Below are 22700 nucleotides of genomic sequence, written 5' to 3'. Positions count from 1 at the left end.
CATACCGCCGCGCCGTGACGGCGACGTAGCGGCTACCTGGCCATGAAGGCGAGGACCTGGTCCGGCGGGATCGCCTCGACCGTCGATTCGGCATGCCCTCCCCGTACAAGGCGAAGCTCAGCTGAAGGAGTTTGTCGTCCGAGCGACGCGACGAAAGCCGGCGGCGACACCATGTCGCTATCGCCGTACCAGATCTGGATCGGGATGCCTGACCACGGGTTTGAGGCCGCCATCACGTAGGGGCTGTGCTGAGATCCGAACGCGGCGTCGCTGTACGTCCCTCCGTAGGCGCCGTCGATGCTGGCCTTGAATAGGCGCTCCCGCAGGTCGCTCAGGTTGACCACCGGAATCGCGCAGACGATGCACTTCACGGAGGCAGGAAACCGCGCTGCCCACACAAGGCTGTTCATGGCGCCCATCGATTGACCGACGAGTATCACTGGACCGGCGAGGACGCTGGGCTGAGACTGAAGAAAGGTCTTCGCCTCCGTGATCCGACCAACGGCGGTGTCGTTCCCCCAAGTCTCGACTCCACCCAGATCTGCCGACACCATCGTGTATCCAGCGTCGGCGATCGCATTGATCAGGCGAGCACGCGAAGGGATTTTCATCCACGTCAGGCCACCTCCTATGTCGCCTTCAGCTCCATGGACGTAGATCACCCCAGGCTTGGGAGCCATGGAACGGCTCGCCCCCATAAGCACGTCATCTTCACCTGCGTGGACACGTCCTCGCCCAACGCTAGTCCACATCAGGTGTTCGCCACTCGTATGAAGGGACGGTCGTTCGCGTCGGCATAAATATCTACAGTACCTGCGGATGCCGCATTCATTCGTAATTTGAATGTTTGAGTTGAGCCTGGAGTGAGTCCCGAGATACGTGTTTTCCTTTCTAGGTACACGTATCCGCCGCTACCGACGATTCTGCTTCCCTGGGTCACGCTGTCCCCATAAACCATCTGGATTACGAATATTCCAGTAGTACTCTGGTGCCGTACGGCACCGCCGTACTCGACAATAACTGGCTTCTCTCCTACCCGGCATGTGACAGTGAGACCCGCTATATCTACCGGTGACGTCGAAGATGTCGAAGACGCAGACACCTTCTCTGCATATCCAAGCTCACCTCCGGAAGTGGGGAGAACCGTCCAGACGGTGCCATTACTGAGATAGGCCTCAAGCACATCGGTAGCGTAGTAAATTGTCCATGGCGGAACGGATGGAGCGAGGGGTCGGCCAGCATATAGGCCAGAGATGGATATGGGCTGAAGATTGGAGATCTTGGACTCAGCATCCGATAAGCGTTGCTCTATCCCGGTGTTCTCGGGCGTGCCATCGCCATCGATCGCCTCAACGATCTCCCCGATATTGAGGTCGAGCTTCATGAACCCTTCGCTCGGGTTGTCGCCCGTCACAGGGTCGAAGTTGAGCCGCTGGATGTTCAGTGCCATAGGTGCCTCAGAGTCCGTAGTTCGTTATGTCGACCACTAGGATCGAAGATAGAGCCGCATTCAGCTGCGGTGGGCTCCCGGGTACGGAGTTGATGGTTATGTAGTTCAATGTCACCGAGCCACCACTCGCTCGCGATGCAACAACTTGATTAAACCCTGTCTGATTCCAAACTCGAAACCCGAATATCAGGTGACAAACGGCGTACTGCTTGCTTGCATCGTAATTGAGAACAGCGCCATCGGAAATATTGACTTGCATGTCCACGACGCGCAGGTATCTCAAGCTGCCATCAAACGTTTTGTTTCCAGAGGAATCGAACACCTGGAACCCATAGTTAGGGTTCGATGCAGGTGGATTGTCGAAAATTAGGTATTTACACTGCGTCCCAACACCGCCAGCTGCGGCGATGTTGAATCCCCACGTACCGCTCCCTGCGTTCTGGAGCCACGCGACCGCTACCTGTGACGTGCTTCCGGCGACGGCGATCAGCGGGTTTTTAAGTCCGGATCGGGAGAAGGTGACGCCCGAGTTGCCACCCGCCGAGGTGGCCGTGTTTGTGGCTATCGTCCCCATCTCGACGACAGCGAGATTCGCGTACGTATCATCGATCTGCACTGTGACGCCATCGGCGTTCATGATCTGAAGGCCAGCGGGCATCAATAGACCCCGAAGATGATTGTCTTGTCGGACGGTGTTCCCTGTGTCGAAGGGCTCCACGAGATGGTAGCCCCGCTAACGTTGATCACCGGGTAGTACCGCTCGCCCGACTGGTGGCAGAAGGCGTACCAAAGGGTGCCTTGGGAGGCGTTGGGTACGACGACGGAGCCCGTGCTACCGGCGGGGATATTCGCAGTACCACCGACGCGGGTTATGCGCGTCGTCAGGTCGACGATGATGTTCCCCGCCGCATCGAAGGTTTGGAGACCGGCGGGCATTACCAGATACCCCAACGCACGCGCAGCGTGCCGCTTGAGTCGTAGGTTCGTCCGCCATTGCCGTCGATCTCCGTTCGGCCAGCGGCGCTTGAGCCGCGCATCACGAGCCCCGTGGTCTTGTTCAGCGACCATAGCGGATTTCCGTTCACGTCCACCGCCGTCGACTGAATCGTGTTCCCGATCATGGCGTTCGTGATCCAGCCCGTTCCGATCAGGGCCTGGCTGATGAAGGTCTGTCCGCCCTGGATGACGAATGGCGCCACGGCCGTGCCGCCGGCAGTCGTTGGAAGGATTGCGAAGGTGTCGGCGGTGACCAGGAACTGCGACTGCACGGTGCCGCCGCTGTTGTCGATGCCGACGGCGAAGCCCGCTGAGTAATACTTGCCGTCGGTGGTCACACCGACCTTGCCGATGATCGCCGACGAGACTTTGCCGTCGACGTTCGCCGCGGTCTGGAAGGCCAGCTGCGCGGAGGCCTGTGCTTCGCCGGCCGTGGCCTGCACGGTCGTGACCTGAGACGCCAGCGCCTGCTGGTCGTCCGCTAGGGTGTCGATCTGCGTCGTGACGCCCGCCAGCTGCGAGCCGAACTGCGCCTGGACGGTTGTGAGGCGCTTACCGAGCGCCTGGTTGTCGTTGACCTGGGCGAGCGTCTGCGAGAAGTACCCAGCCGTGACCGGCAAATCGTTCTCACCGCCAATCGTGCCCTCGGTGTCCACGCCGATCTTCTTCGGATTCAGCTGCGCATAGACAGAATCCGTCTTCTCAGCCGTGGCCTGCACCTGCCCGTCCAGTTCTTCGACGGTGAGGTTCACCTGCGACATTTGCAGGGCAAGGCCCGCTGCCGTCTGGGTGACCGCGCCGACATCGCGCCATACCTCGGGATCGGTGCCGGGCTCGGCACCGCCGGCTGCCACGTCCTCGAGAGCCAGCCAGAGCTGGCCGTTGTGGCTGACGAACGCGCCGGTCGAATAGGCCACATCGTTCGCCCACGCTGCCGGCGGCTCGATGAAGGACTGGAGGCCGTCGATCGAGTCGATCGCCTCCTGAAGCTCCTGTCCGAGCTGGCTCTTCGTGATCTGCCCGGTCAGGTACTCGAGGATCGGGCCGGCATCACTGCTGCTCTGGCCGTTGACCGCGCCCGTCTCCGGATACCAAGGTCCGATGTTCCCGGCCTTGTCCACCATCCGTCCCCAGAAGAACAGGGACGTGCCGGCCACGAGGCCGTGTAGCTCCGTGCTGTCGCCCGGGTAGGCGAAGTCGCCCATGTGGTATGCGATGGTGTCGTCCGCGTCAGGCCGCACTGTGGTCGTGCTCGCCCATATCTCGGTGCGCTGCGTGTCACTGACGCCGTCGGGGAACGTCCAGTGGATGCCGATGCCGAAGATCAGACTTTCGGTCGTCAGGCTTGCCAGGAGTGGCGGGGAGCCCGTCTTTCCCAGCAAGGGGGTAGGATCACTAAGCGTCGCCAGCGACGGCGTATTGCCGTTGTTGAAGGCCGTCACGCGCGCGGTGTAAATACCGGTGTAGATGCCGTGGACGTCCGTGGATGTAAGCGGGGTCGTGCCAGCCTGGATCCACTGGCCCTCGTCTTTCTGCCACTCCACCTTGTAGTTGGCGGCTCCCTCGGCCTTGTCCCACTCGATGGTCATCACATTGTTCGCGATGCCCTGCTCGATGACTACGTGGGAGCCAACCCGCACGTTCGTCGGCGGCACCTGCGGCCCGGTGGGCAACTTGCTGATCGGCGGAATCTGGATGGCCGCGCCGTCGTCGATGTGGGCGAACTTGCTTGGGTTGTGCTGGATCGCCGAGATCGTGAATCGGATCTCGTCGTCCGTGGAGTCCTCGGATACGCTTAGTACGCGGAAATGCTGGGTAACGAGGGTGGTGCTCTCCACCGCCCACACGGACTGTGCCACGGGCGTCGCGGTGAACGACCCCGAGATGCTGAGACGCCGAGCCACGGTGTCGATGGCGTTGATCGTGTGGGTCTCGGCCACGCCGGCAGGCGTGTGCACGGTCAGGCTGTCACCCACCTGCACCTCATCGGGCAGGACATCGACAGTCACGCTGCTCGACGTGGCCGAGCCGATGCGCCCGCCCTGCCTTGCCCCGGCGCGCGCACTGTCCTGCACCCGGATGATGCGGCCTGGGATAGCGCCAAGCAGTCCGTCGAGACCAACGGCGAAGCTTACCGAGTCGGTCTCGAGCTGGCTGGATACCAGCGCCCACTGGCCCGCCCGATGCGCCTGACCCTGGCTGGTGCAGCCAAAGGCCACCATCTCAATCTGCTGGAGGCCATAGCGCGCCAGACCGTCACGGTCCTCGACGTATTCGACCGCCTGACCGTAGGCGTTATCCGGGTCGTTCCACGTCACCAGCGCCGTCGTGTACCGCGTCTTGCGAGGGCTGCTCTGATAGGTGAACTTGCCATCGATGACGTTGGTATCGGTGTACGTGAAGATCGGGTCCTGCGGCATGTCCGCCACGGACACGATGGACCCGCCCATCCAGTACGAGACGCCGCGGAAGATCGAGGCGAGGTCGCCAAGGAGCTTGTAAGCGTCGGCCTGGCTCTGGAGGTAGGTATTGCAGGTGAAACGCGGCTCCTGCCCGCCCTTGCCGTCCGGCACCATCTGATCGCAATACTGCGCAATCCGGTACAGCTCCCACTTGTCGACCATCGAGGCGTCGATCAGGTCTCCCAGGCCGAAACGGTCCTGCGTCACCATGTCGTACAGCACCCACGCCGGGTTGTTCGTCCACTCCGTCTGAAACGACCCATCCCAGACGCCGGTGTACGAACGAGTCTGCGGGTTGTAGTTGCTCGGGATCTTGATCTTCCGGCCGAAGATCTCGTAGGCGCGCGAGGGGATGTTGTTGAACTGCGAGGCGTCGCCGCTGATAGCCACGAGCGCGCTATTCGGGTATCGCAGCTTGACGTCGATGATCTCCGTGATGGAGACGATGCGCGTCGTGTCGGACACCGTGGCGCTGTTGGCGTTGGGCGTGATGCGCCGAACCCGGACGTTCCAGCCCTCGGTGGCCGCCGGGAGGTCGATGCGGTGGCTGCGCTGATACGGTCCGGTGCACTTGCCGCTGAAAGCGGTGTTGAGGACCGTGTTGTATGCCCCGCCGTCGGTCGAGACGTCGATGGCGTACTGGATCGTGTAGCCGTTGATGTCGCCGTTGGACGTGTTGCTTTTCTGGAGCGCGTCCACTTGGAGCGTGATGCGAACCGCCGAAAGGTCGGTGTCCGTCAGTTCGTGGATCCAAGGCGTGCCGGACTTCAGTTCTGTGGCGACGGCCGTATCGCTCTCCACCCCGCCATAGCCGGGGATGTAGTCCTGGTCCTGGGTTCCCGGACGAACCTGGACCGAGACGCCATAGAAGTTCAGCGTACCGTCGGCATTGGCGAGCGCGGTACCGTCGAGATAAACGGATTGCATGCCGTTCACGAGTCCCGCGATCTCGCCCTCGGAGATGAGGTCAACGATGTGGAACGACGAGATCGACCGGAGGGTATTCGGCGCTTCGACGGGCGTGTGTCCACCACCGCCGCCTTTGGCGCCGATGATCCGAAGTTCGTTTCCCATGCCTTTCCCAAAGAAAAAGCCCGCACATGGCGGGCCCTGTTGAATCGTGTTCGCGGCGATCAGAAGTCGTCGTCGAAGGGGGTCTGTTTGAAGTTGCCGCCCACCGTGCCGTGACCGATATTGCTCTGCGCGGCGCTGTAGTCCTGCGCCTCCATGCCGGCGGAAATGATGGCGCTGCCGACGCGCACACGTCCGTAAGCAGTCGGCACGCACCCGCCCTGGGCCGAGGTGTTGATCGGACCATTGAAGACGTAGCTGGACTGGTTGTCCGACGAGTCGGCGGCTTTGCCGAGCTTGGGCTGCGGGCTGAGCATCTGGACGACGCCGCCTGCCACGAGCGAGATGCCGGTAGCAAGCGTGGAACCGCCGGTCCAAAAGGACACCACGATCAAGATAATCCCGATGATCGTCTGGAGCACGCCGGCGCGCTTCGATCCCTTGATGACTGGGACGATGCGAATGACACTCCCCGCGGGATCGTCGAACTGCCCAAGCCCGATATTCTCGGCCCTGGCGCCACGACCGCGGAACACCGCGAACTCGATGCCGCGCTGATGCGCGCCTTCTAGGTAGGCACGGAAGCCGGGCACGACTGTACACATGGCGCGCACGGCCTCGCGCGGGCTCTTGGTGTCCAGATGCAGCGAGAACTCACGGCCGAACCGCTTGCGGGCGGGGCCATCGAGGAGAATGGTCGTGGCTGTCACGTCGTCTCGGGTGCGGCGCGATGGCGCCAGATGGATCGAGTCATCTCGGCGTAGTAGCCGCCGTAGTTGTCGCGCGAACTGAGGCGGCCGTGCAGGTGGTGAAGCATCTGCCCGTCGCCAAGATAGATCCCGGCATGGTTTGGCACGCGGTTGCCGGATCGGATCTGCATGAGAACGAGGTCGCCCTTGGCTATCTCGGACGCAGACACCGGCACGAAGTTAGCATCCCTCAGCGCGGCATCGTTGTACAGGGAGGTCGCTCCGTCGTTCCACCAGCCATCGGCGCGCGGCGGGTCGGGCAGGATCAGCCCCCACTCGCGCGCGTACCAGTCGCGGCACAGGCCCCAGCAGTCCAGCAGGCCGTGGGACCACGTGCGCCCCACTAGTGGCGCCTGGTAGCCGGAGGGCTCGACGAATCGCGTCTCCGCGACCTCCGGGCCATTCTCGCCAGGCATCACGCTCACGATGACCCAGGGAAGCTCGGAGGCTTCACACTGGACGAGGTCGGCCTCAGAGGGTCGGGCCGGCGCGTCGGGGTGCGAGTGAACGATGGCTGTGATCTGACCTGCGTCCGATGCCGCGGCGTAATCGCGAGGATCCAGTGCGAAGTGCTCGGCGGGCGTTGCGGCCACGTTGCGGCATGGGACGTATCGCTCCCTGCCCCTCACGACCACCACGAGCCCGCAGCACTCGCGCGGGTACTCGGACACCGCGTGCACCTGGATGTCGGCTTGGGTCTCGGGATTCATCGGATGAGCTTCGAGGCGGGGTAGCCGCCGTAGGGGAGCTGGTTGTTCTGACCGAAGCGGATCCGGCACGATGAAAGCCGCCCGCCGCAGACGTCCTGTGACGGGTCGCTCGTGGGGCTGTCGTCCTGCTTGGCGACCGGCGGCCCGTTATAGCCGCAGTACGGCCCGCGATAGCCGCCCTTGATGAGCCAGCTGCACACGTTGGCGATGATCTGGCGGCTGGGCACCTGCCGGTCGCCCAAGTCCATGGGACTCGCCAGTTCGAACGTGACCTGCGTATTGTCCTCGGACGAGCGGCGCTCGATGAGCCAGATATCGGGCGCAGACTCCTGATCCGGGTTTGCGCCCGGCTGTCCGTCCAGATACTGTTTCAGGGTTCGCCGGCGTGTAAGGCGCGCGCCCACAAGATCCTGATAGGCAACGCACAGGGCCGTGATCCGCCCATTGACGTTGCCTACCGACAGGGTGGGCACACTGGGCTGAGCGGGGTCCACCTTGAACCCGTCTGCTTGAATGGGCCACGGGTCATACTGGTTGCCCTGCCAGAAGATCGAGCCCGACGAGGTGTATCCGTGGAAGCGCAGAATGTCGCCCGCGCCGCCACCGGTGATCGCTCGGGCATCCAGTTCGAACAGGATGACTTCCGCGCCGGGGGCAAGGGTTTGGATATCGGCAGTGAAGGTCATGGCGAGTTGAACTGCTCGAAGGTCGCGGTGATCGTGTAGACGTTCCCGCCCTCGTCATTCGGGCTCCACGTCACGCACGTGTAGAGCTGCTGCGTGTCGCCAGGGGCCGTCCAGTAGAACGGGACGCCGATGTGGGCGCGCAGGAAGTCCCGAATGGCGAGCGCGGTGTCCTTGGGCCCAGACCACCGAATCGGCCACGACCGCGCGAGCGGATTGATGCCGTTGGCGACGACCTGCCGGTAGCCGCCACCGAAGCGGGACTCGCGGACAGACCCGGTCTCGGTTCCGGTGTTGCGCGCCTGGGTGGGCCAGGTGAAGGTGTCGGTCATTTTCGGGATAGCGCCGTGTAGATTTGTCCGCCGGGGCGGATTTCCTGGGCGACCACTTGGCGCGCCGCGTTCGCCATGGCATCGCCGAACTGCTTGCCGAAGGCTCGGTTGTCGCCGCTTGTCTCGACCTGACTCGTGCCGTCACTGTTGACTGTCACGTCGATATTGATGACTACGCCACCGGCCGACCCGCCGTGTACCGTGACGCCAAGCTCACCATTGGCGCCGCGTGAGAGGGGCATGATGGCTTCACTCTTGCCCGGGACCTCGCCCATCAAGCCGAGGGCTCCGCCCTTGGCGAACTTGAAGAACGTCGGCTCGCTGACCACCTGGTTGCTGTACTTGGCGAGGCTCGGGGAGTCGTAGACGCCGCCTTTGGCGTTTGCCGCCACAGAAGTAGCGCCACCCGTTCCGTCGAAACTCCCGAAGATGGCCTGGAGAGCCTTGGACGCGAGAATGCGAATCTCCATTCGTGCGAGGTCTGTCAGGATCGACGACACGAGGCCCTTGAAGTCGAGTTTCCCCTTGGTGACGAAGTTGGTCAGGGAATCGGCGATGCTGTCGAACGAGTTGACGAAGAGGCTGCGCGTCTGGCCGGCCACGTTGCCAGCGTCGGAAAGGATGTCCGCATAGCCCGAGGAAACCCCGTTCCTCCAGTCTTTGCGTGAGCTATCCATCTGTGCGTAGCCGTCCTTGATGATTTTGACGGCCTCGGCAGTGCTTGCGCGAATCTTCCCGGCGTCGAATTCGTATTGCTCTTGGGAGATGCCGCCGGAAAGGCCATTTACGGCCATCTGTCGCTTCAAGGCGAGGTCGGCGAGCGCGTTGGCCTCCTGTCGGTACTGCTGACTGATCTTCTGGGAGCGTTCGTACTCCTGAGACCCCATCCCGATACGCTGAACCTCAGCGGTGATGGAATCCCGCAGCGCTTCGTTGCGGCGATCCAGTGCAAGCGCGTACTGTTCGTTCGCCGCTGCTTCCTTGGCATGGTTGAGGTCCAGCGTCTTCTGGAGGGCCTGCTGTCCGCGATTGAACTCGGCGGCCGCCTTTGTCGCGTCTCCGCCCTTTGACATGTAGACGCTCATCTCGTTAGCGAGACGAGCGATACCCTGCTGGTACTCCGTTAGAGCAGTGCTATCACCGACGACATTTTTGACCTGGAGAGCATCGACCTGCTGCTTGAAGGTGGCTAGCGCAGAAATCTCTGGGGACTTAGGCGTCTTCGGCGCCTTGTATTTCTCGTTGATACCCGCAACGATCTTCGCCTCATTGGAGCGGATTCTTTCGGCACTGGCCTTGTCCCCCGCGGCAAGGGCCCGCTCCACCTGTTCGTTTGCTCGACCGTGGGCCGCAGCAATCTCCCGAACCCGCTTCTGCTCCCTGGTCGCGTAAATCTCCACCTCGCGATCCGAGTCGGCGACAGCCTGTACTGCTTGAGCGGCAATCGACTTCTTGCTCGCCTCCTGATCCGCCTGACGCTCTTTCTCCTGAAGTTGGTCCAGCGACTTCTGGTAGGTAGCAAGGATGCTTGCCTGCTGCCGATCCGTGAGGTCGGCGAACATGGGGCCGCTGCGATCGCGAACGGCCTGCATGCGCTCCTGAATCTTTGCGATCTGCTCGGCCGAGGTGTCGGGCCGGCCGACGTCGAGCATGGCATCCCATGCTTTCTTGGCCGCCGAGGCCACACTAGTCCACGCACGCTCCATGAGCCCCGCGCTCTGCTCGACCGACTTAGCGCGCTCGGCCACGGCGTCCGCGCGAGCCTTCATGGCGACGGTCGCCGCCTCGTCCTCGCGGCCACTGTCCTGAAGCGCCTTGATCTGCTCGTAGAGGGCGGTGGTGAGGAAGTGCTCGGCGTCGTTGAGCGCGAGCACGGCCTTGACGGGCTCGTTCTTCAGGTCCGAGAACTGGCGGATGGTCTCGGCCGTCGACTGCCCGGTAAGGCGCGCCATGTCCACGGCGGCCTTGCCCACAAGGGCGATCTGATCGGCCGTGAACTTGCCGGAACCCGCTACCTCGGCGAGCGCCGCCGCCGCCTCGTGCTGCGTCCCCGCGCTCGCACTGATAGAGCGAGCCTGATCCTGCAATTGGCTTGCCGTGACGCCCGCGTAGTTCCCCGTGCGCGCGAGCGCCTGATTGAACGCGACAGCTTCATCGCTCCCCTGCTTCCAGGCGACAGCCAGCGCGATAGACGCGCCGGCGAGCAAGGTGAAAGGGTTGATGAGCCCGAGGACATAGCCACCGAGCGCGCGCGCGGCCGGGCCGATGCCGCCGAACATGTCCTTGAGCTGGCCGCCCTGCTGAAGCAGGACCGAAAGCGGCCGCTGGCCGCCCGCGATGGACGTCGCGATGTCGGTGAACTGGGCGGGAATGCCGCGATTGGCAGCGGCTAGCGCCTTCTGGGAGAGTGCGGTCTTGCCGCTGGTGTCGGCATAGCGCGACAGTGCTAGGCGGCTGGCCTCGATCTTGTCGGCGTAGACTTTGAAGTCGTCATCGCCGATGAGCCCCTTGGCGCGGAACTGGCTGAGCTTGCGCTCCTGCTCGTCCAACTGGCCGAGTTTGGCGACCACCGGGTCGATGGTGCCGATGAGCTTCGACAGTTCCTCACGCTGCGCGCGAATGGACGCCGAATTGGAGGACTTGCCGGCGCGGGCATTGGCCTCGGACAGCCGATCTTGCGAGGCGGCGGCCTTGTCACCAGCCGCAGCCATCTTCTCTAGGCCGTCCTCCGCCTGCTTCACGCCATCCTGCGTGACTTTAATCCCGAGCGATGCCAGGTCCACTAGGTGCTCTCTCTCATGGTCGCCAGGGCCTCGGCCTCCAGCACCCGGACGCAATCGAACGTCTCGGGCCAGTCACTTCGGGGGATCGCAAGCAGGCGGAAGACCTGGGGCATGACGCCGTAGTCGAGCCCGGTGGGGCCAGCGACGCCCGTGCGCCACTGCGTGCCCATTGCGATAAGCGTGTCGACGGCCGGCATGTTGTCCGGCCAGACGAGAACGGCGGTTTCTTCCAGGTCGGATCGAGCAAGGCCCATCGACGCAAGTTCCGCGTCAGTGGGCCCGCTCTCGTAGATCGCCCGGGCCGCCGCTTTCAGTTTTTTACGCGGGCACCCGACAGCTCGCGCTCGTAGGCTTCGAAGACAGCCATGCCGACGCCGCCGTAGTTTTCCAGGAGGCGGCCGATGTTCTCGGCATTGAACTCGTCGTCGAGTTCCCAGCCGCAGGCGAGCGCCTGAATGACTTCGGTGTCGCCGAGATTGGGCAGCTCATCCTTGAGCCAGGACTCCCATGCCGAGCGCGTCCGGTGCCTGAAGGTGAAGGACACCTGCACGGGTTCGGCGCCATGGACTGGCACCGTTACGGGGGCCTGAAACGTCGGATTCGGATCGAGCTTGATCTTCGCCATTACGCGGCGTACCGGGTGACTTCGCCGACAAGGGCGACACTGGAGGCCAGCGCCATCACCTGGCCCTTGGTCACGGTCGGCGTCTTGTTGATCGTGGTGTAGCCGTTGTAGAGCACGAGGGCGCCGCTCGGGAGCGTGAGGCGCAGCGCGCGCGGTACGCGGTCGTCGTTGGCCGCCGAGAAGACGGGATACCACGGGAGGGTGGCATCATCGCCGATGCTGAAGCTCAGGCTCTGCGGCGACTTGGTCGTCGGAATCTGGTGCTCGACGTCTTCCTCGAGGAAGGAGTAGGTCGCGAACTGCTGCTCACCGCCGCTCGTGCTGAATTCGAGCACCTGGGTGACCTGAGTCCAGCCGGTGACTTCCTGCGCCGTGCCCACGCCACTACCGGCCGGGAAGCGCTGCGTCGAGCTGGTATCGACGCCTTCAAGTTCGAAGCTGTCCGTGTCGGAGTTCTTGACGCGCACCACGCGGCCGTTCAGGCGGTTCCAGCCCGAGGTGATCTTGACAAAGTCGCCGTCGGAGAAGCCGTGACCGGCTGCGGTGGCGACGGCGGGGTTGGCGTTCGTGATGGCCGTGATGGCCTTGGCCGTGCCGACGGCCGACTCGATCGACAGGACGGACCCGTCAGGGAGCTGTACAGACATTGATGTGTCCTATGGTTCGATCCCGGCGAGCGGGCATAAAAAAGGCCCCACGCGGGGCCGAGTGGTGCGCGAGAGGCGCGGGTTAGACGGTGTCGGCCCGGTACTGGAACGACACGGGAAGAACGAAGGTCGATTCATCCTGGCCGCCCTGCGCGGCGGTCGCCGGGGCAATCACCTGAGCAGTGAAGCCCGCGACAGTCATGCGCAGGTTGAGCGGGAAGAGCGTGGCCAGTTCGTCGGCTATGCCCTCGACGGCACCAGGCCCGAGCCCGATGGGCGCTACCACGTTGATCTGGTAGACGCCGCGGTAGACGCGATGCTGCCCGGCCAGGTCATTGCTTCCGGTCGCGGCCGGGAGCAGGAAGCCTCGGAGGTAGGTCTCGCCGTTGACGGGCGTAAACGCCACGTTCTCGTACGCGATGCGCAGCGCTGGTGTGCGAGCGGCGGCCCACTGTGCCAGGCGCGTCTCGATGGCGCGGCGGACGAGCTTGTTACTCACTGGGGAAGCTCCGAGACGGCCTTCTCCACGTATGCCTGAAACTCGGCGACGGTCACCCGAACCATGCCCTCCGGCGCCTGTTTCGCGCTATGCCCGTACTCGATGGGAATGGCGTAGGGAAGCGTGTTCACGATGAAAATGTCGGTTTCGCCGTCGGAAGAGGCAATGGTTGCCTCTCCATTAGCGATCGTTTTCGACCCGCTCTTGTCCGTGTCGATGATCGACACGAAAGTCGGCTCGCCGATAGATACGGTCCAATTGGCGCGCAGGCGTCCGCCCACGTAGCCCTCGGGAGCGATGATATCCATGCCATCGTTGAGCTTTCGGCCTGGCTTCAGGCGGCCATTTTTGGTCAAGTTCTCGGGATCATCCCGGAGGGCTGTATTGTGTGCCGCTACTTCTGCGTTGTAGTAGGCCGCGGACCTGTTGACGGCCCAGACGTCAGGATTACCCACAGGCGTCCGCAACACCGTCGACTTCAACAGACTGATGCTTACGCTGCGCACCACCTGCCGCGCGTTCTCCGGCGCCTTCTTCGCGAAGGCGTGCAGCGACAGCGCGAAGCTCTGCGCGCTACCCACGGATCTGCGCCACGTAGAGCACCGGGGTGCCGGCGGGCGCGATGGGCTTGACGGCCACCACCTGCGCGACGCGCATGGAGCCCGTGTCGTCCTTGTAGTTCAGCTTGTTGCCCTGCTCCACCCGCTGACCGGGCGCGCAGAAGGCTTGCTTGTCACCCTGGAGTACGAGCGTGCCGTCGATGTACTTCTGATCGAAGTCGAAGACAGCGGCCGTGGTCTGGACGGTGGTCTCGGCCGGCTCGGTTGTCCCGGTCTCGGGGTTGTAGACCGGCGGGCCATCCGCGCGGATCAGCTCGGCAGGTGCGCCGAAGCGCTTGAGCAGGCGAGTTGCGGTGGCAGCGGTCGAGGGGTAGTTAAAGGTGGTCATGGCGAAGCCCAGGGCTTGAGCTTGGCTTCCTCTCCGACGATGCGCGACCACTGGTCACGCGGCACGCCCTGCGCCTTCAATTCTTTCATGCGGTTCGCAGACCACACGATTTCTTCCTGGGGTATCCCGGTGAGTTCGGCGAACATGGCGGCGCCGTTGTAGGTGCCGTTCTCGTTCTTCCACTTCGCAAAGGCATCGCTCATCACGCCCTCACCACCTGCACAGACCCCGCCCCACCCCCGCGCAGCAGGGCGCCCAACAGCCCGTCTACGGCTGCATACTTCACGCCCTGCCGCGCACCATCGGAATAGACGACCGTGATCGGGCCCACGGTCTCCTGCTTGACCTGTGAAGACTGGTCGGCTTGCAGGTCGCCACCGATCGAGCGCACAGCCATCTCGGCGTTCGCTCGGGCAACCGCCTGGGGAATGGCGGTACTGGGGAGATCGAAGCACCCGACGCGCACGCACTTACGCGGCCAGTCGAGTGCCTGTGTCGCGCTCACGCGCTCGCCCTTCCACTGCGGGCCATAGACGGCCGCCATGTAGTCCGAGCCCTTGCGGAGTGCTTGTTCCTTGCCCGTGGTGTCGAGGGCCGCCCAGGCGTCGTCGCCGCGCGCAGCGAAGTACGCGTCTGCGTCGGCTACGCTGATGTAGGCTTCGGCGTCCGGCTTGCCGGTGCCGTCCTCGACGATGAGGGCCACTTAGGCGGCGCTCTCGCTGTTGCTGCGGCGGCCGCGTCGCGCGGCCTGCTCGGGCTCTGCGTCGGCGCGCACGTAATCTGCCGGCGCAAACGCCACATCTACGATGCGGTAGCCCTGAGCGCGAAGCTCGGCCTTGCGCTCAGGAGACACCGGGTGCGGCTCGTAGTGAACCTTCTGCTTTTCCATGATGGTCCCTTGGAAAGAAAAGGGGCCGGATTGCTCCGGCCCCGTTGGCTTACTTGGAGGCGTCACCGATGGTGATCACGCCGGCCGTCGCCTTGATGTTCGACGCGACCTTGTCCCAGTTCGTGCCCGTGGCGAGTTCGGCGTCCGTCGGCGACTTGCCGCCGTTCGCTTCATCCCACGTGTAGCCCTTCAGGCCCAGGCCGAAGGTGTAGTCCACCTGCATGGTCGTCTCGATGCGCGTCTGGCCGTTCACGGTCTGGACGTTCGAGATCACGTCGCCGGCATCGGAAACGATGGCCGCCGAGTCCGCAAGCGAGAGCACCTTCTGCTTCGCCGGAGCCTCGGGAGAGACGACGGCCGCCGAGTACAGCGCCGGCGCATCGGTCACGATGACCGGGCGGCCAAGGATATCGACCACGTTCACCGAGCGGGAGTCGAAGAGGTGGCCCGCGTTCGCGATGTTCTGGCCGATCAGCTTATGGAAGACCTGACCGGTCATGACCTGCGCGACGAGGTTGCCAGACGCATCGCCGAACAGTGCATGCGCGGCGTTGATCGCGGCGTAGTCGACACCGGCCGTGGCCGAGACGTCGTTGGTTGCGGTCGGCTGGTTGCTGATCGCGGCCACGAGCGCGGCAATGGCCGTATTGAGCTGGTCGGCCAGGAGCGCTTCGGCGAAGTTGCGCGAGGCGACCTCGATGCCTTCGGCGGTCGGCTTCTCCAGCCAGGTCATCTGCGACGGCTCGTAGCGGATCGGGCCGAAGCCGCCGGCAACCTTCACAGAGCTATGCTTGAGCTGGGTCAGGTCGGTCGGGGTCACCGATGCCTGGTTGGCGTAACGATCGACGCGACGCTGGGCCGAGTGAATGGCGGCGAAGAACGACTCCTGAAGGAAGTCGCCGGTGAAGCCTTCGGTGGTCAGGCGAATCGCGCCATTGCTGGCACCATTGAACTTCTGGACCATCTGGGCCAGGGTCTCAATGGTCGCAGGCATGACGTATTCGTTGAATACCTGCATCTGAGACAGGGACATCGAATGTTTCCTTTACTTGTGTAGATCGGGGAAGCGCGCCGCAATGGCGGCCACGCGCTCGGACTTGGTTCCGCCAAGGTCGCCCTTGGCTCGCTGAGAGCCGCCTCCACCGCCACCGCCGTTGCCAGCACCCGATCCGCTCGCGCCCGAACCCTTGAGGATCTGATCCTTGTAGGGGTAGGCGTCCACGAGGGTTTCGATGGCTTCGTCGAAGTCGGCGAGTTCGCCCGGACGGGCGCGGCTGTAGATCTTGTTGCCGTGGGTGTCGTAGGCCACGACCTTGCCGTCCTCGATCTTGAAGGCACTGCCGAAGCGGGCCTGCACGAGATCGGCGGGGATCGCGAACTTGTCGGTGATGACCTTGGAGCGGGAGAAACTGCCGCCGATCTTCTCGGCGTAGAGCTGGCCTTCGAGTTCTTGCAAGCGGGTCTGCGACTCGGTCAGCTTGGCCTCGTAGCCCTTGCTGATCTCGTTGCGCACCGTGTCGATCTCGCCGGCATCCACCAGCTTCTTCTGATCGAGCTTAGAGACGGTGTCCAGCGCCTTAAGCGCCGCCGACGGATCGGCGATACCCTCGAACGCCTTGAGCGCCTTCTCGGCCGCTTCCTTGCCCTCGCGGTGGCTCTTCGCCTCGCCGTTCAGGCGGGTGATGGTCGCCACGGTGGCGGGAGCGTCGAAAGCGATCTCTTTGCCGTCGTCGGAGACATAGACGGGCTTGCCGTCCTGCACGACCACGTGGCCGGCATCGTCCAGCTTCAGTTTCATGGTTGGTTCCTCGGCCATCCGGCCAGCGAATGACCCATCCGGGTCGTGGCGCCCTCGGCATCCGCCGGTTTGGGCAATAAAAAAGCCGCCCATGAGGCGGCTCTAGGTGAATTGAGTGGCGGTGCGAGAGACCTTCTTGGCTTTTATCTCTCGTATTGGCTACTAGGCACCGGCTTACGCTTTGGAAGCACCGCCATAGCGCTTACTCAACAACCACCCTCTGCCCGCCCAGAAAGCACGCCACGCACAGCTTGTTGCGGGTCTTGCCGATGGAGGCGGTGATCGTCTCGTGACCCCCGCAACGATGGCACTGGGCCAGGTGCGGGGTCTTGGTCTTTCGGACTCGGGCGCGCACCTGCTCGGCAGGAGAGTCGGGCGGCTTGGTGCCGTCGATTACGCGCAGGGAGACCATTGTGGCAATGGTGCCGGACGCAGAAACGATGTCAAGGGGTGTGGGTAACATGGCCGTGGTAGCGATCACGGCCGCGGTAGGGCGGATTCAGGACGACCAAGGGTCCGGAAGAAGTTCGCGGTCCTTGGCTCCTTCGATGTAGGCAATGGAATACCCAATCGCCCAGCCAGAGGTATCAAGCTGCCACTTGACGTAGGTTCCTGGCGGATGCGCGACATAGCTGACATTGCCGTTAGGGCGCGGGCCAATACCCATAGGGCCAACTGATATTTTGTCCATCACTCCCTGCTCTCCGCCCTCGCTTGGTCGATGGCGTCTCTAACAGTAGGCGCCACATTTCCCCCTCGCGGAACCTTCCGTTCATTGACTGCAACGAAGTGATCAATCGGGCCGTCATCGTTCGACGTATAGAGCATGTGCGGATTCTCCTGTAGCCAATCCATGCGCTCCGCATCTTTCACCATCGCCAGCAGCTCGGGGCCGTGGTCGCGGAGGAAGTTCGCCACCGAGGCGATAAATATTGCGTCACGGTACGTCGTATCACCGCGAATAGTGGCCTGGGTGGCTAGCGGAGTGATGCGTGACACATCATCGATGTCACGCCATCCATCGTCAGCCGTGACGCTTCCTTCGTCCTCGCCGCCCACTTGGTAGCAGCCTCGATTGGTCGCCGACCATGGTCCTGCCGTAGCGACCGAAGACAGGGCCATCACTTTCTCAAGCTCATCGCGGACGGTCATGGGGTGGGTCCTGCGTAACTGGGTAGGTAGAAATTCACTAGAGTCACGTCCTCGCTATCCGAGAAGCCGGGATATACACGCTGCATCTCGGTGAGCAGGCCGTTCACTGTCCGGCAAGACGGGTCGTGCTCATCGCGCAACATATGATCGCTGACCTGGTTAAACCGATAAGTCGTGGTGGAAAGTGTCGCCAACATGGAGGGCTTGACGTCACCGAGGTCGATTAGGGCGTGGCCTACTCCGTCCCATTTGCTGCCACGCCTAACAGTGGTGTTTCGGCCCGGCTTGAAAATGTGCCGCTTGAATTGAAGGACCGGCGGGTCTTTGGATGCGATGGCAAGAAGCTCTTCCCAGCACTCACCCGCCGCGATCATTCGATTATCTCCGATGTCATCCATGGGAAAGTCAGCGAGCAGCGAAATAGCTACGCTCGAAAGATCCCTTGGGACAAGGACGAATTCCTCGCTCATTTCCCACCTCGGTTCAGGATGGCGGAGAGGTCGCGTCCGCAACCCAAGTAGTCCTCGCCATAGGGAAAGCCAAGGCTGTCCGCCTTGCGCTGCCATGTACCAACTAACGCACGAAGCTCACTCACCGCCACCACGTCACCCTGGCTTGCGAGGGCGGCTTCAAGGGCCGCGCGCATCCTAGACTCGCCCGCAAACGGAACGACAATGGATTCACCCATCCATGATTTAAGGGCAGCATCCAGCATCTCATCACTCACACGGCTAGTTGTTGGGGTTGTAATACTCATTTCGCGTCTCCGGTGCGAGTTTTCTTGTCAGCGAACTTGCGCAGGGCAATGCGGAGGCGTTCCTGAGTCTCGGCCTCACGCCTAGCCATGGCCTCTTTGTCGCCGTTGCAGTTGTAGTGGCCGTTCAGCCCTTCCGTTTGCATCCGGCATGGGCAGTACGGATCGCCACCTTGTGGCCCCATGCAGGCACACAGCCGCCCAATGGTTATCTCGCTCATTCCCCATCCCCCGCCGTGCGGGTGTCCGCTGGAACGAAGCGGTGTCCGAAAGGAGCGTCTCCGGGCTTGCCGCCATGAGCGTGCATGTGCACTGCGCTATGCAGTTGATAGCCGCATTCAGCGCACCTCCCGCACTTACAGTGCGTAAAAACCCGGTATTCGTAGAGCCGATACCCTACCTTGTAGCGACGCTCTTGCGAGCAAGGCTTCGGGCAATTACCTACGCCGCCAAGGCCAGCTTCCCATTCATTCATGACCAGGCACCTCCGGCGCGGCGGCGAGCATGGCCCGTCGGTCTATCGACTCGACCCACGCGACCGCCACCGCTGCAACTTGCACAAGCTCCGTGCGAAGCGACGAAACATTGCCAGCCCTGGCCTCATCGACAGCTTCGGCAACTTCCTCGATCAAGATGTCCGAGTAGGACAACTCGCCATCCCTCGCCTTGCCGTCCACAACTGCCTTCACCAAGCCTGCTGGGTCTATCAACTGTCCAATGCAGCGCGAACCGTAAGGCGTGTAATGGGGATGGTTCTGCTCGCCCCATTTCGCGTCTTGCCTTGAGCGCTCAGCACGAACCTCACTGATAATACCCTCCGGCACCACCGCCCCGGCGCTGGGCGAGGCTAGGGATTGTGCATCCTCGAATGCTGCGCGGGCGTCGGTCAGGTTGCTACCCAAGTTAAAGAGGTAATGGCGCTCACACCATTCGCGAATCTGCGCGTCCGTCACCTCGGCAGGCGTGGCGACAGCCGGGCTCGGGGCTACCACGGGGCGCTTTGTCGTGGCACCGTAAGCATCGCCGTATTCCTTCGTTACGTCGGCAATAACCTTGTCAGCCTCAAAATCATACCGATGAATGGAAACGAATCCGGCTTTCTCCGACTCAACGATCCAGCCCTCCACCCCATCCCCTACCGCCTGCTCGATCTTGGCCTTGCGACACTTAAGGCAAAGTTCATCGCGAAGAAGATATTCGGGCCAGCTATTACCACAGCCACGACATATTTTCTGACTATTGCCGTCGCCTTCCTCGTCGCCGCTCGGTCGCTCGGGCTTCGGCTGGTCGATCAAGTCACCGCGAACGTACTGGATTTCGAGGCCACCGATGGACTCTGCGAACCAGGAGACGTTCTCGTCCATGTCGCCTGTCCATGGCTCGTCGCGCTCGTCGTTATCGCCCGCCGTATCCACCTGGAGGTAGATCACCTCGGGCGCGGTCCGATCGAGCTCGCCAGGAACGTAACCGAGTTCTACGTTCTCGCCCCTCGGCTGCTCGGCAGGCTGGGAGGCGAGGTGGGCGTCGATGGCGTCGGCGTATTCTGCGAGGTCGTCACGGTCCATCGTCTCCCATTGCCCCCGATCACCTTCGGCGTGCAGCCTGAGAACATCCCGAACCTGTTCCAACGTCATCGTCTCTTTCATGCTCATGTGCGGCTCCTGGCGGCGTCGATGGCGGCCCTATAGGTTGGTTCGTTACGGGACGCGAAGGTGAGGCCATTGGAGCCGTCTATAACGGACCAACTTCCACGCTCGTCCGAGCCATGAATGCTCATGGTCGGATGACGCGCAAGCCAATCCAGCCTCTCCGCGTCCGCCTCATGCTCAGCAATGCGGGCGGCGTCGGAGGCGGCTTGGTGCAAGGCATCGGAGATTTGACCGCTGTAGTGGTAATCCTCGGCCCCGCAGTCATACTGCTCCGCCAAGTCCTTAAGACGTTCGGGTGTGTAGCGCTCGGTCATGGCGTAATCCTCCCTATATAGACTTGCTCAGGGTCGTAACCCATTTCCTCAAGTATCGAAATGAGACCCCAATAGCTGTGATGCTCAGCGATGAGGTCGCCGAAGTCGTTGTACGCGACGTAGATGCTCATCACCCCTCCCTCCGCTCAGGCGTTGTGGTGGTGTCTCCTTCCAGTGCGCGGCGGGCGATGAGCTTTGCGTTCAAACCATCTGTCGCACCAAGCTTGGCGATCACCTCTAACGCCTCCCTCAACCTATCCACCTCAGCGGTCAGCTTGGCAATGCGGGCGTCCTGAATGATGTTGTCGTTGTGAATCCTAGTGAGGTAAAGGCGAGCATCGTTGACCGCATTTCTTGACCATAGGTCAAACGATTGAACTTTACTCAGAGCTTCCAGAACCTCCAAAATGTTCACGCTCCACCTCCGTAAATGGTTTTTCTGGCGCCGTCAATGACGGCTCGCTCTTCAGCACTCAACGGCATTGTTATCCTAAGCACGCCAGCGAGCGCCTCCCTCAACCTATCCCGCTCTGCCTGAGCCTCGGCTAGCGATGCGGTGAGGCGCTTGATTAGATCGGCGTCTGCGGTGGCTTAGGCTTGGAGGGAGTGGACTTGGTTCTGTAGTAGGTCGATAAGCGATTCGTTGTTGTAGTTGCTCATCACTCACCTCTGAACTTGGAGAGGGCTTCGTGGAGCGCGTCCAGATACTTCTTCGGTACGCTGTAGTAGTCAGAAGGCTGGAAATTGACTTCGATCACCTTGGCCGAGTCAAGAACTGCATCGGCGTCTTCTACCAACTCCGCAACCCGCGACTCGGTTTGCTTCTCGCACTCTCGATAGCCATCCTTGAACATCAAGGAAAGGACAGTCCTTCGCGTGGCATCTGCCGACTTCTCGTGAGGATTGAATGGATGGCGTGCAATTGCCGCGTTGATAGCCGCCAGATCCAATTCCTCCGCCGTAAACCGCCTACCCGTACTCATGCGGCACCTGTAAGGCGGGAGAGGGCGCGGTCAATGCACTTGCGCGCGAGTGCGATATCCGAGGGAAACGTGGCATTTTGCGAGAGAGCGTCTTTCGCCCCCTTGAGGTTGACGACTGCTTCAGAGACTGCATCACGGGCCTGCTTGTATTGCCGCTGGTGACGAGCCACCACGCCAGGCTTGAACTGCTCAGGAAATTGCGCGGCATCATCCACATACGCCTCGCAAGTCTCCATCACCGTCACCACATCCACCTCACCATTCATCGTCTTGGCCTCAGTAGTAGGAGTGGCGGCGGTCATCACGCAGCCCTCGGCTTTTTGGCCGAAGCGCGCTCGCGCTCCTGCTTCAAGATCTGCACGACCTCGGCGGTCTGGCTGCGGTTGTTCTCGGCCGCCCTACCCTCCAGCCATGCCTTAAGCGGGGCCGGAAGGCGAACCTTCAACTGGACATCGATTGCTCGCACGTTGGATTCCCTCAGTGGACCCATGTGGTCCCGTAGCGACAAGGTACCCATGTGGTCCATTGCTGTCAAGACCCATGTGGTCCATGATTCCGCCCCATGAAGAGAACCGACCCCCAGTTCAAGATTCGCCTACCCGAAGACCTCAAGGACCGGCTGGAAGCCTTGGCGGCCAAGGAACAGCGCTCGGTGAGCGCTGAAATCGTCGCCCGCCTTCAGCGGACCTTGGACGAGGACGACGCGCGCGCAGGCGCGCCGCGTCCCGAGGACGTGGCGGCGCTACTAGGGGATGACGAGGGGGTGAGGGGCGCGCTGGAGGAAATGGGCACGCTGGCCCGGCGCATGGAGGCTATGACCGCGCTGCTGCGGTCAAAGGCGTCCGAGCAGGTGCTCAAGGATGAGAAAAAGGCCGCCAAGAAGCGCCGCTAGCCACCCACGTCCTCTCGACGTTGGCGCGCGGACACTGGCCCCGACAGTCAGGAGCACGCCATGGCATTTACCCGCGAACAGCTTACCGCGCGCCTTGAGGCGCTAGATGGCGCCCTGCCCCGGCTCCGCGCCGAATACCCGGACGATGACGAGTTCTGGAATGCCTTCGCGAGCGAAGCGGACTTTGCGATCGAGTGCGCCGGGTCGGACGATTACGACTGGGTCAATGCTCAGGTCGATGCGCTGCTGCACAAGCACGGCATCGAGGTTCGTGGCGATGAATCGCCGACGGATGGGTGAGTCGAATGCGTTGC

General features: G+C 62.5%; 32 protein-coding genes. 2 read left to right on the top strand and 30 right to left on the bottom strand.

Features of this window, described 5'->3' with window-relative positions:
* Positions 1-32 precede the first annotated feature (32 nt).
* The 30 genes from HBF32_RS02900 to HBF32_RS02755 form a co-directional block, all read right to left on the bottom strand.
* On the bottom strand, positions 33-680 hold the full coding sequence (locus HBF32_RS02900; RefSeq protein WP_338039726.1) for an alpha/beta hydrolase family protein: 648 nt from the start codon (positions 678-680) through the stop codon (positions 33-35).
* 71 nt (positions 681-751) lie between these two features.
* Positions 752-1450, bottom strand: coding sequence for a hypothetical protein (locus HBF32_RS02895; RefSeq protein WP_166698124.1), 699 nt, complete (start codon positions 1448-1450; stop codon positions 752-754).
* A 7-nt stretch (positions 1451-1457) separates the two neighbouring features.
* On the bottom strand, positions 1458-2087 hold the full coding sequence (locus tag HBF32_RS02890) for a hypothetical protein (protein WP_166698123.1): 630 nt from the start codon (positions 2085-2087) through the stop codon (positions 1458-1460).
* A 20-nt stretch (positions 2088-2107) separates the two neighbouring features.
* Positions 2108-2386: a hypothetical protein gene (locus HBF32_RS02885; RefSeq protein WP_166698122.1), complete on the bottom strand. Its 279-nt coding sequence runs from the start codon at positions 2384-2386 to the stop codon at positions 2108-2110.
* Positions 2386-5982: a TipJ family phage tail tip protein gene (locus HBF32_RS02880; RefSeq protein WP_166698121.1), complete on the bottom strand. Its 3597-nt coding sequence runs from the start codon at positions 5980-5982 to the stop codon at positions 2386-2388. Before HBF32_RS02880 ends, HBF32_RS02885 begins: the two co-directional genes overlap by 1 nt.
* A gap of 59 nt (positions 5983-6041) precedes the next feature.
* Positions 6042-6689: a tail assembly protein gene (locus tag HBF32_RS02875; RefSeq protein WP_166698120.1), complete on the bottom strand. Its 648-nt coding sequence runs from the start codon at positions 6687-6689 to the stop codon at positions 6042-6044.
* Positions 6686-7438: a C40 family peptidase gene (locus HBF32_RS02870; protein WP_166698119.1), complete on the bottom strand. Its 753-nt coding sequence runs from the start codon at positions 7436-7438 to the stop codon at positions 6686-6688. The genes HBF32_RS02875 and HBF32_RS02870 overlap by 4 nt, the downstream gene beginning before the upstream one ends.
* Positions 7435-8124 (bottom strand): phage minor tail protein L, encoded by a 690-nt coding sequence (locus HBF32_RS02865; protein WP_166698118.1) that lies wholly within the window; start codon positions 8122-8124, stop codon positions 7435-7437. The genes HBF32_RS02870 and HBF32_RS02865 overlap by 4 nt, the downstream gene beginning before the upstream one ends.
* Positions 8121-8453: a phage tail protein gene (locus HBF32_RS02860; protein ID WP_166698117.1), complete on the bottom strand. Its 333-nt coding sequence runs from the start codon at positions 8451-8453 to the stop codon at positions 8121-8123. Before HBF32_RS02860 ends, HBF32_RS02865 begins: the two co-directional genes overlap by 4 nt.
* Positions 8450-11236, bottom strand: coding sequence for a phage tail tape measure protein (locus HBF32_RS02855; protein ID WP_166698116.1), 2787 nt, complete (start codon positions 11234-11236; stop codon positions 8450-8452). The genes HBF32_RS02860 and HBF32_RS02855 overlap by 4 nt, the downstream gene beginning before the upstream one ends.
* Positions 11236-11490, bottom strand: a complete 255-nt coding sequence (locus HBF32_RS02850; protein WP_166698115.1) for a DUF1799 domain-containing protein — start codon at positions 11488-11490, stop codon at positions 11236-11238. Before HBF32_RS02850 ends, HBF32_RS02855 begins: the two co-directional genes overlap by 1 nt.
* A 56-nt stretch (positions 11491-11546) precedes the next feature.
* Complete coding sequence (locus HBF32_RS02845) at positions 11547-11861, bottom strand: phage tail assembly chaperone (RefSeq protein ID WP_166698114.1); 315 nt, start codon at positions 11859-11861, stop codon at positions 11547-11549.
* The gene (locus tag HBF32_RS02840) at positions 11861-12508 is read right to left on the bottom strand and encodes a phage tail protein (protein ID WP_166698113.1); all 648 of its coding nucleotides are present in this window, start codon (positions 12506-12508) and stop codon (positions 11861-11863) included. The genes HBF32_RS02845 and HBF32_RS02840 overlap by 1 nt, the downstream gene beginning before the upstream one ends.
* Positions 12509-12590: 82 nt before the next feature.
* Positions 12591-13007, bottom strand: a complete 417-nt coding sequence (locus HBF32_RS02835) for a phage tail terminator-like protein (protein ID WP_166698112.1) — start codon at positions 13005-13007, stop codon at positions 12591-12593.
* On the bottom strand, positions 13004-13588 hold the full coding sequence (locus tag HBF32_RS02830; protein WP_166698111.1) for a hypothetical protein: 585 nt from the start codon (positions 13586-13588) through the stop codon (positions 13004-13006). Before HBF32_RS02830 ends, HBF32_RS02835 begins: the two co-directional genes overlap by 4 nt.
* Entirely contained in the window at positions 13581-13955 is a 375-nt protein-coding gene (locus tag HBF32_RS02825; protein WP_166698110.1) for a hypothetical protein, read from the bottom strand. Before HBF32_RS02825 ends, HBF32_RS02830 begins: the two co-directional genes overlap by 8 nt.
* Positions 13952-14158 (bottom strand): hypothetical protein, encoded by a 207-nt coding sequence (locus HBF32_RS02820; RefSeq protein ID WP_166698109.1) that lies wholly within the window; start codon positions 14156-14158, stop codon positions 13952-13954. The genes HBF32_RS02825 and HBF32_RS02820 overlap by 4 nt, the downstream gene beginning before the upstream one ends.
* The gene (locus tag HBF32_RS02815; protein WP_166698108.1) at positions 14158-14658 is read right to left on the bottom strand and encodes a DnaT-like ssDNA-binding protein; all 501 of its coding nucleotides are present in this window, start codon (positions 14656-14658) and stop codon (positions 14158-14160) included. Before HBF32_RS02815 ends, HBF32_RS02820 begins: the two co-directional genes overlap by 1 nt.
* A complete protein-coding gene (locus HBF32_RS02810; protein WP_193570318.1) occupies positions 14659-14844 on the bottom strand; it encodes a hypothetical protein in 186 nt (61 codons plus the stop codon).
* Between the two features lie 49 nt (positions 14845-14893).
* A complete protein-coding gene (locus tag HBF32_RS02805; protein ID WP_166698107.1) occupies positions 14894-15877 on the bottom strand; it encodes a major capsid protein in 984 nt (327 codons plus the stop codon).
* Between the two features lie 12 nt (positions 15878-15889).
* The gene (locus HBF32_RS02800) at positions 15890-16642 is read right to left on the bottom strand and encodes a DUF6651 domain-containing protein (protein ID WP_166698106.1); all 753 of its coding nucleotides are present in this window, start codon (positions 16640-16642) and stop codon (positions 15890-15892) included.
* 690 nt (positions 16643-17332) lie between these two features.
* The gene (locus tag HBF32_RS02795; RefSeq protein WP_166698105.1) at positions 17333-17794 is read right to left on the bottom strand and encodes a hypothetical protein; all 462 of its coding nucleotides are present in this window, start codon (positions 17792-17794) and stop codon (positions 17333-17335) included.
* On the bottom strand, positions 17791-18264 hold the full coding sequence (locus tag HBF32_RS02790) for a hypothetical protein (protein WP_166698104.1): 474 nt from the start codon (positions 18262-18264) through the stop codon (positions 17791-17793). Before HBF32_RS02790 ends, HBF32_RS02795 begins: the two co-directional genes overlap by 4 nt.
* A complete protein-coding gene (locus HBF32_RS02785; protein ID WP_166698103.1) occupies positions 18261-18551 on the bottom strand; it encodes a hypothetical protein in 291 nt (96 codons plus the stop codon). Before HBF32_RS02785 ends, HBF32_RS02790 begins: the two co-directional genes overlap by 4 nt.
* Positions 18548-18769, bottom strand: a complete 222-nt coding sequence (locus tag HBF32_RS02780) for a hypothetical protein (RefSeq protein ID WP_166698102.1) — start codon at positions 18767-18769, stop codon at positions 18548-18550. The genes HBF32_RS02785 and HBF32_RS02780 overlap by 4 nt, the downstream gene beginning before the upstream one ends.
* 246 nt (positions 18770-19015) lie before the next feature.
* Complete coding sequence (locus tag HBF32_RS19110) at positions 19016-20200, bottom strand: hypothetical protein (protein ID WP_193570317.1); 1185 nt, start codon at positions 20198-20200, stop codon at positions 19016-19018.
* Positions 20197-20511 (bottom strand): hypothetical protein, encoded by a 315-nt coding sequence (locus tag HBF32_RS02770; protein WP_166698101.1) that lies wholly within the window; start codon positions 20509-20511, stop codon positions 20197-20199. Before HBF32_RS02770 ends, HBF32_RS19110 begins: the two co-directional genes overlap by 4 nt.
* A 130-nt stretch (positions 20512-20641) precedes the next feature.
* The gene (locus HBF32_RS02765) at positions 20642-20926 is read right to left on the bottom strand and encodes a hypothetical protein (RefSeq protein WP_166698100.1); all 285 of its coding nucleotides are present in this window, start codon (positions 20924-20926) and stop codon (positions 20642-20644) included.
* Between the two features lie 244 nt (positions 20927-21170).
* A complete protein-coding gene (locus HBF32_RS02760) occupies positions 21171-21494 on the bottom strand; it encodes a hypothetical protein (protein WP_166698099.1) in 324 nt (107 codons plus the stop codon).
* Positions 21491-21796 (bottom strand): hypothetical protein, encoded by a 306-nt coding sequence (locus HBF32_RS02755; RefSeq protein WP_166698098.1) that lies wholly within the window; start codon positions 21794-21796, stop codon positions 21491-21493. Before HBF32_RS02755 ends, HBF32_RS02760 begins: the two co-directional genes overlap by 4 nt.
* 260 nt (positions 21797-22056) lie before the next feature.
* Between HBF32_RS02755 and HBF32_RS02750 the strand changes: the two genes are divergently transcribed.
* Together HBF32_RS02750 and HBF32_RS02745 are read left to right on the top strand one after the other, a co-directional pair.
* Positions 22057-22386, top strand: coding sequence for an Arc family DNA-binding protein (locus HBF32_RS02750; RefSeq protein WP_166698097.1), 330 nt, complete (start codon positions 22057-22059; stop codon positions 22384-22386).
* A gap of 60 nt (positions 22387-22446) precedes the next feature.
* Positions 22447-22686, top strand: a complete 240-nt coding sequence (locus tag HBF32_RS02745; RefSeq protein ID WP_166698096.1) for a hypothetical protein — start codon at positions 22447-22449, stop codon at positions 22684-22686.
* Positions 22687-22700 lie beyond the last annotated feature (14 nt).

The sequence above is a fragment of the Luteibacter yeojuensis genome (assembly GCF_011742875.1).
GTDB classification, from domain to species: domain Bacteria; phylum Pseudomonadota; class Gammaproteobacteria; order Xanthomonadales; family Rhodanobacteraceae; genus Luteibacter; species Luteibacter yeojuensis.
The sequence above is the reverse complement of the archived record's forward strand: the minus strand, read 5'-3'. Positions and strand labels throughout refer to the sequence as shown.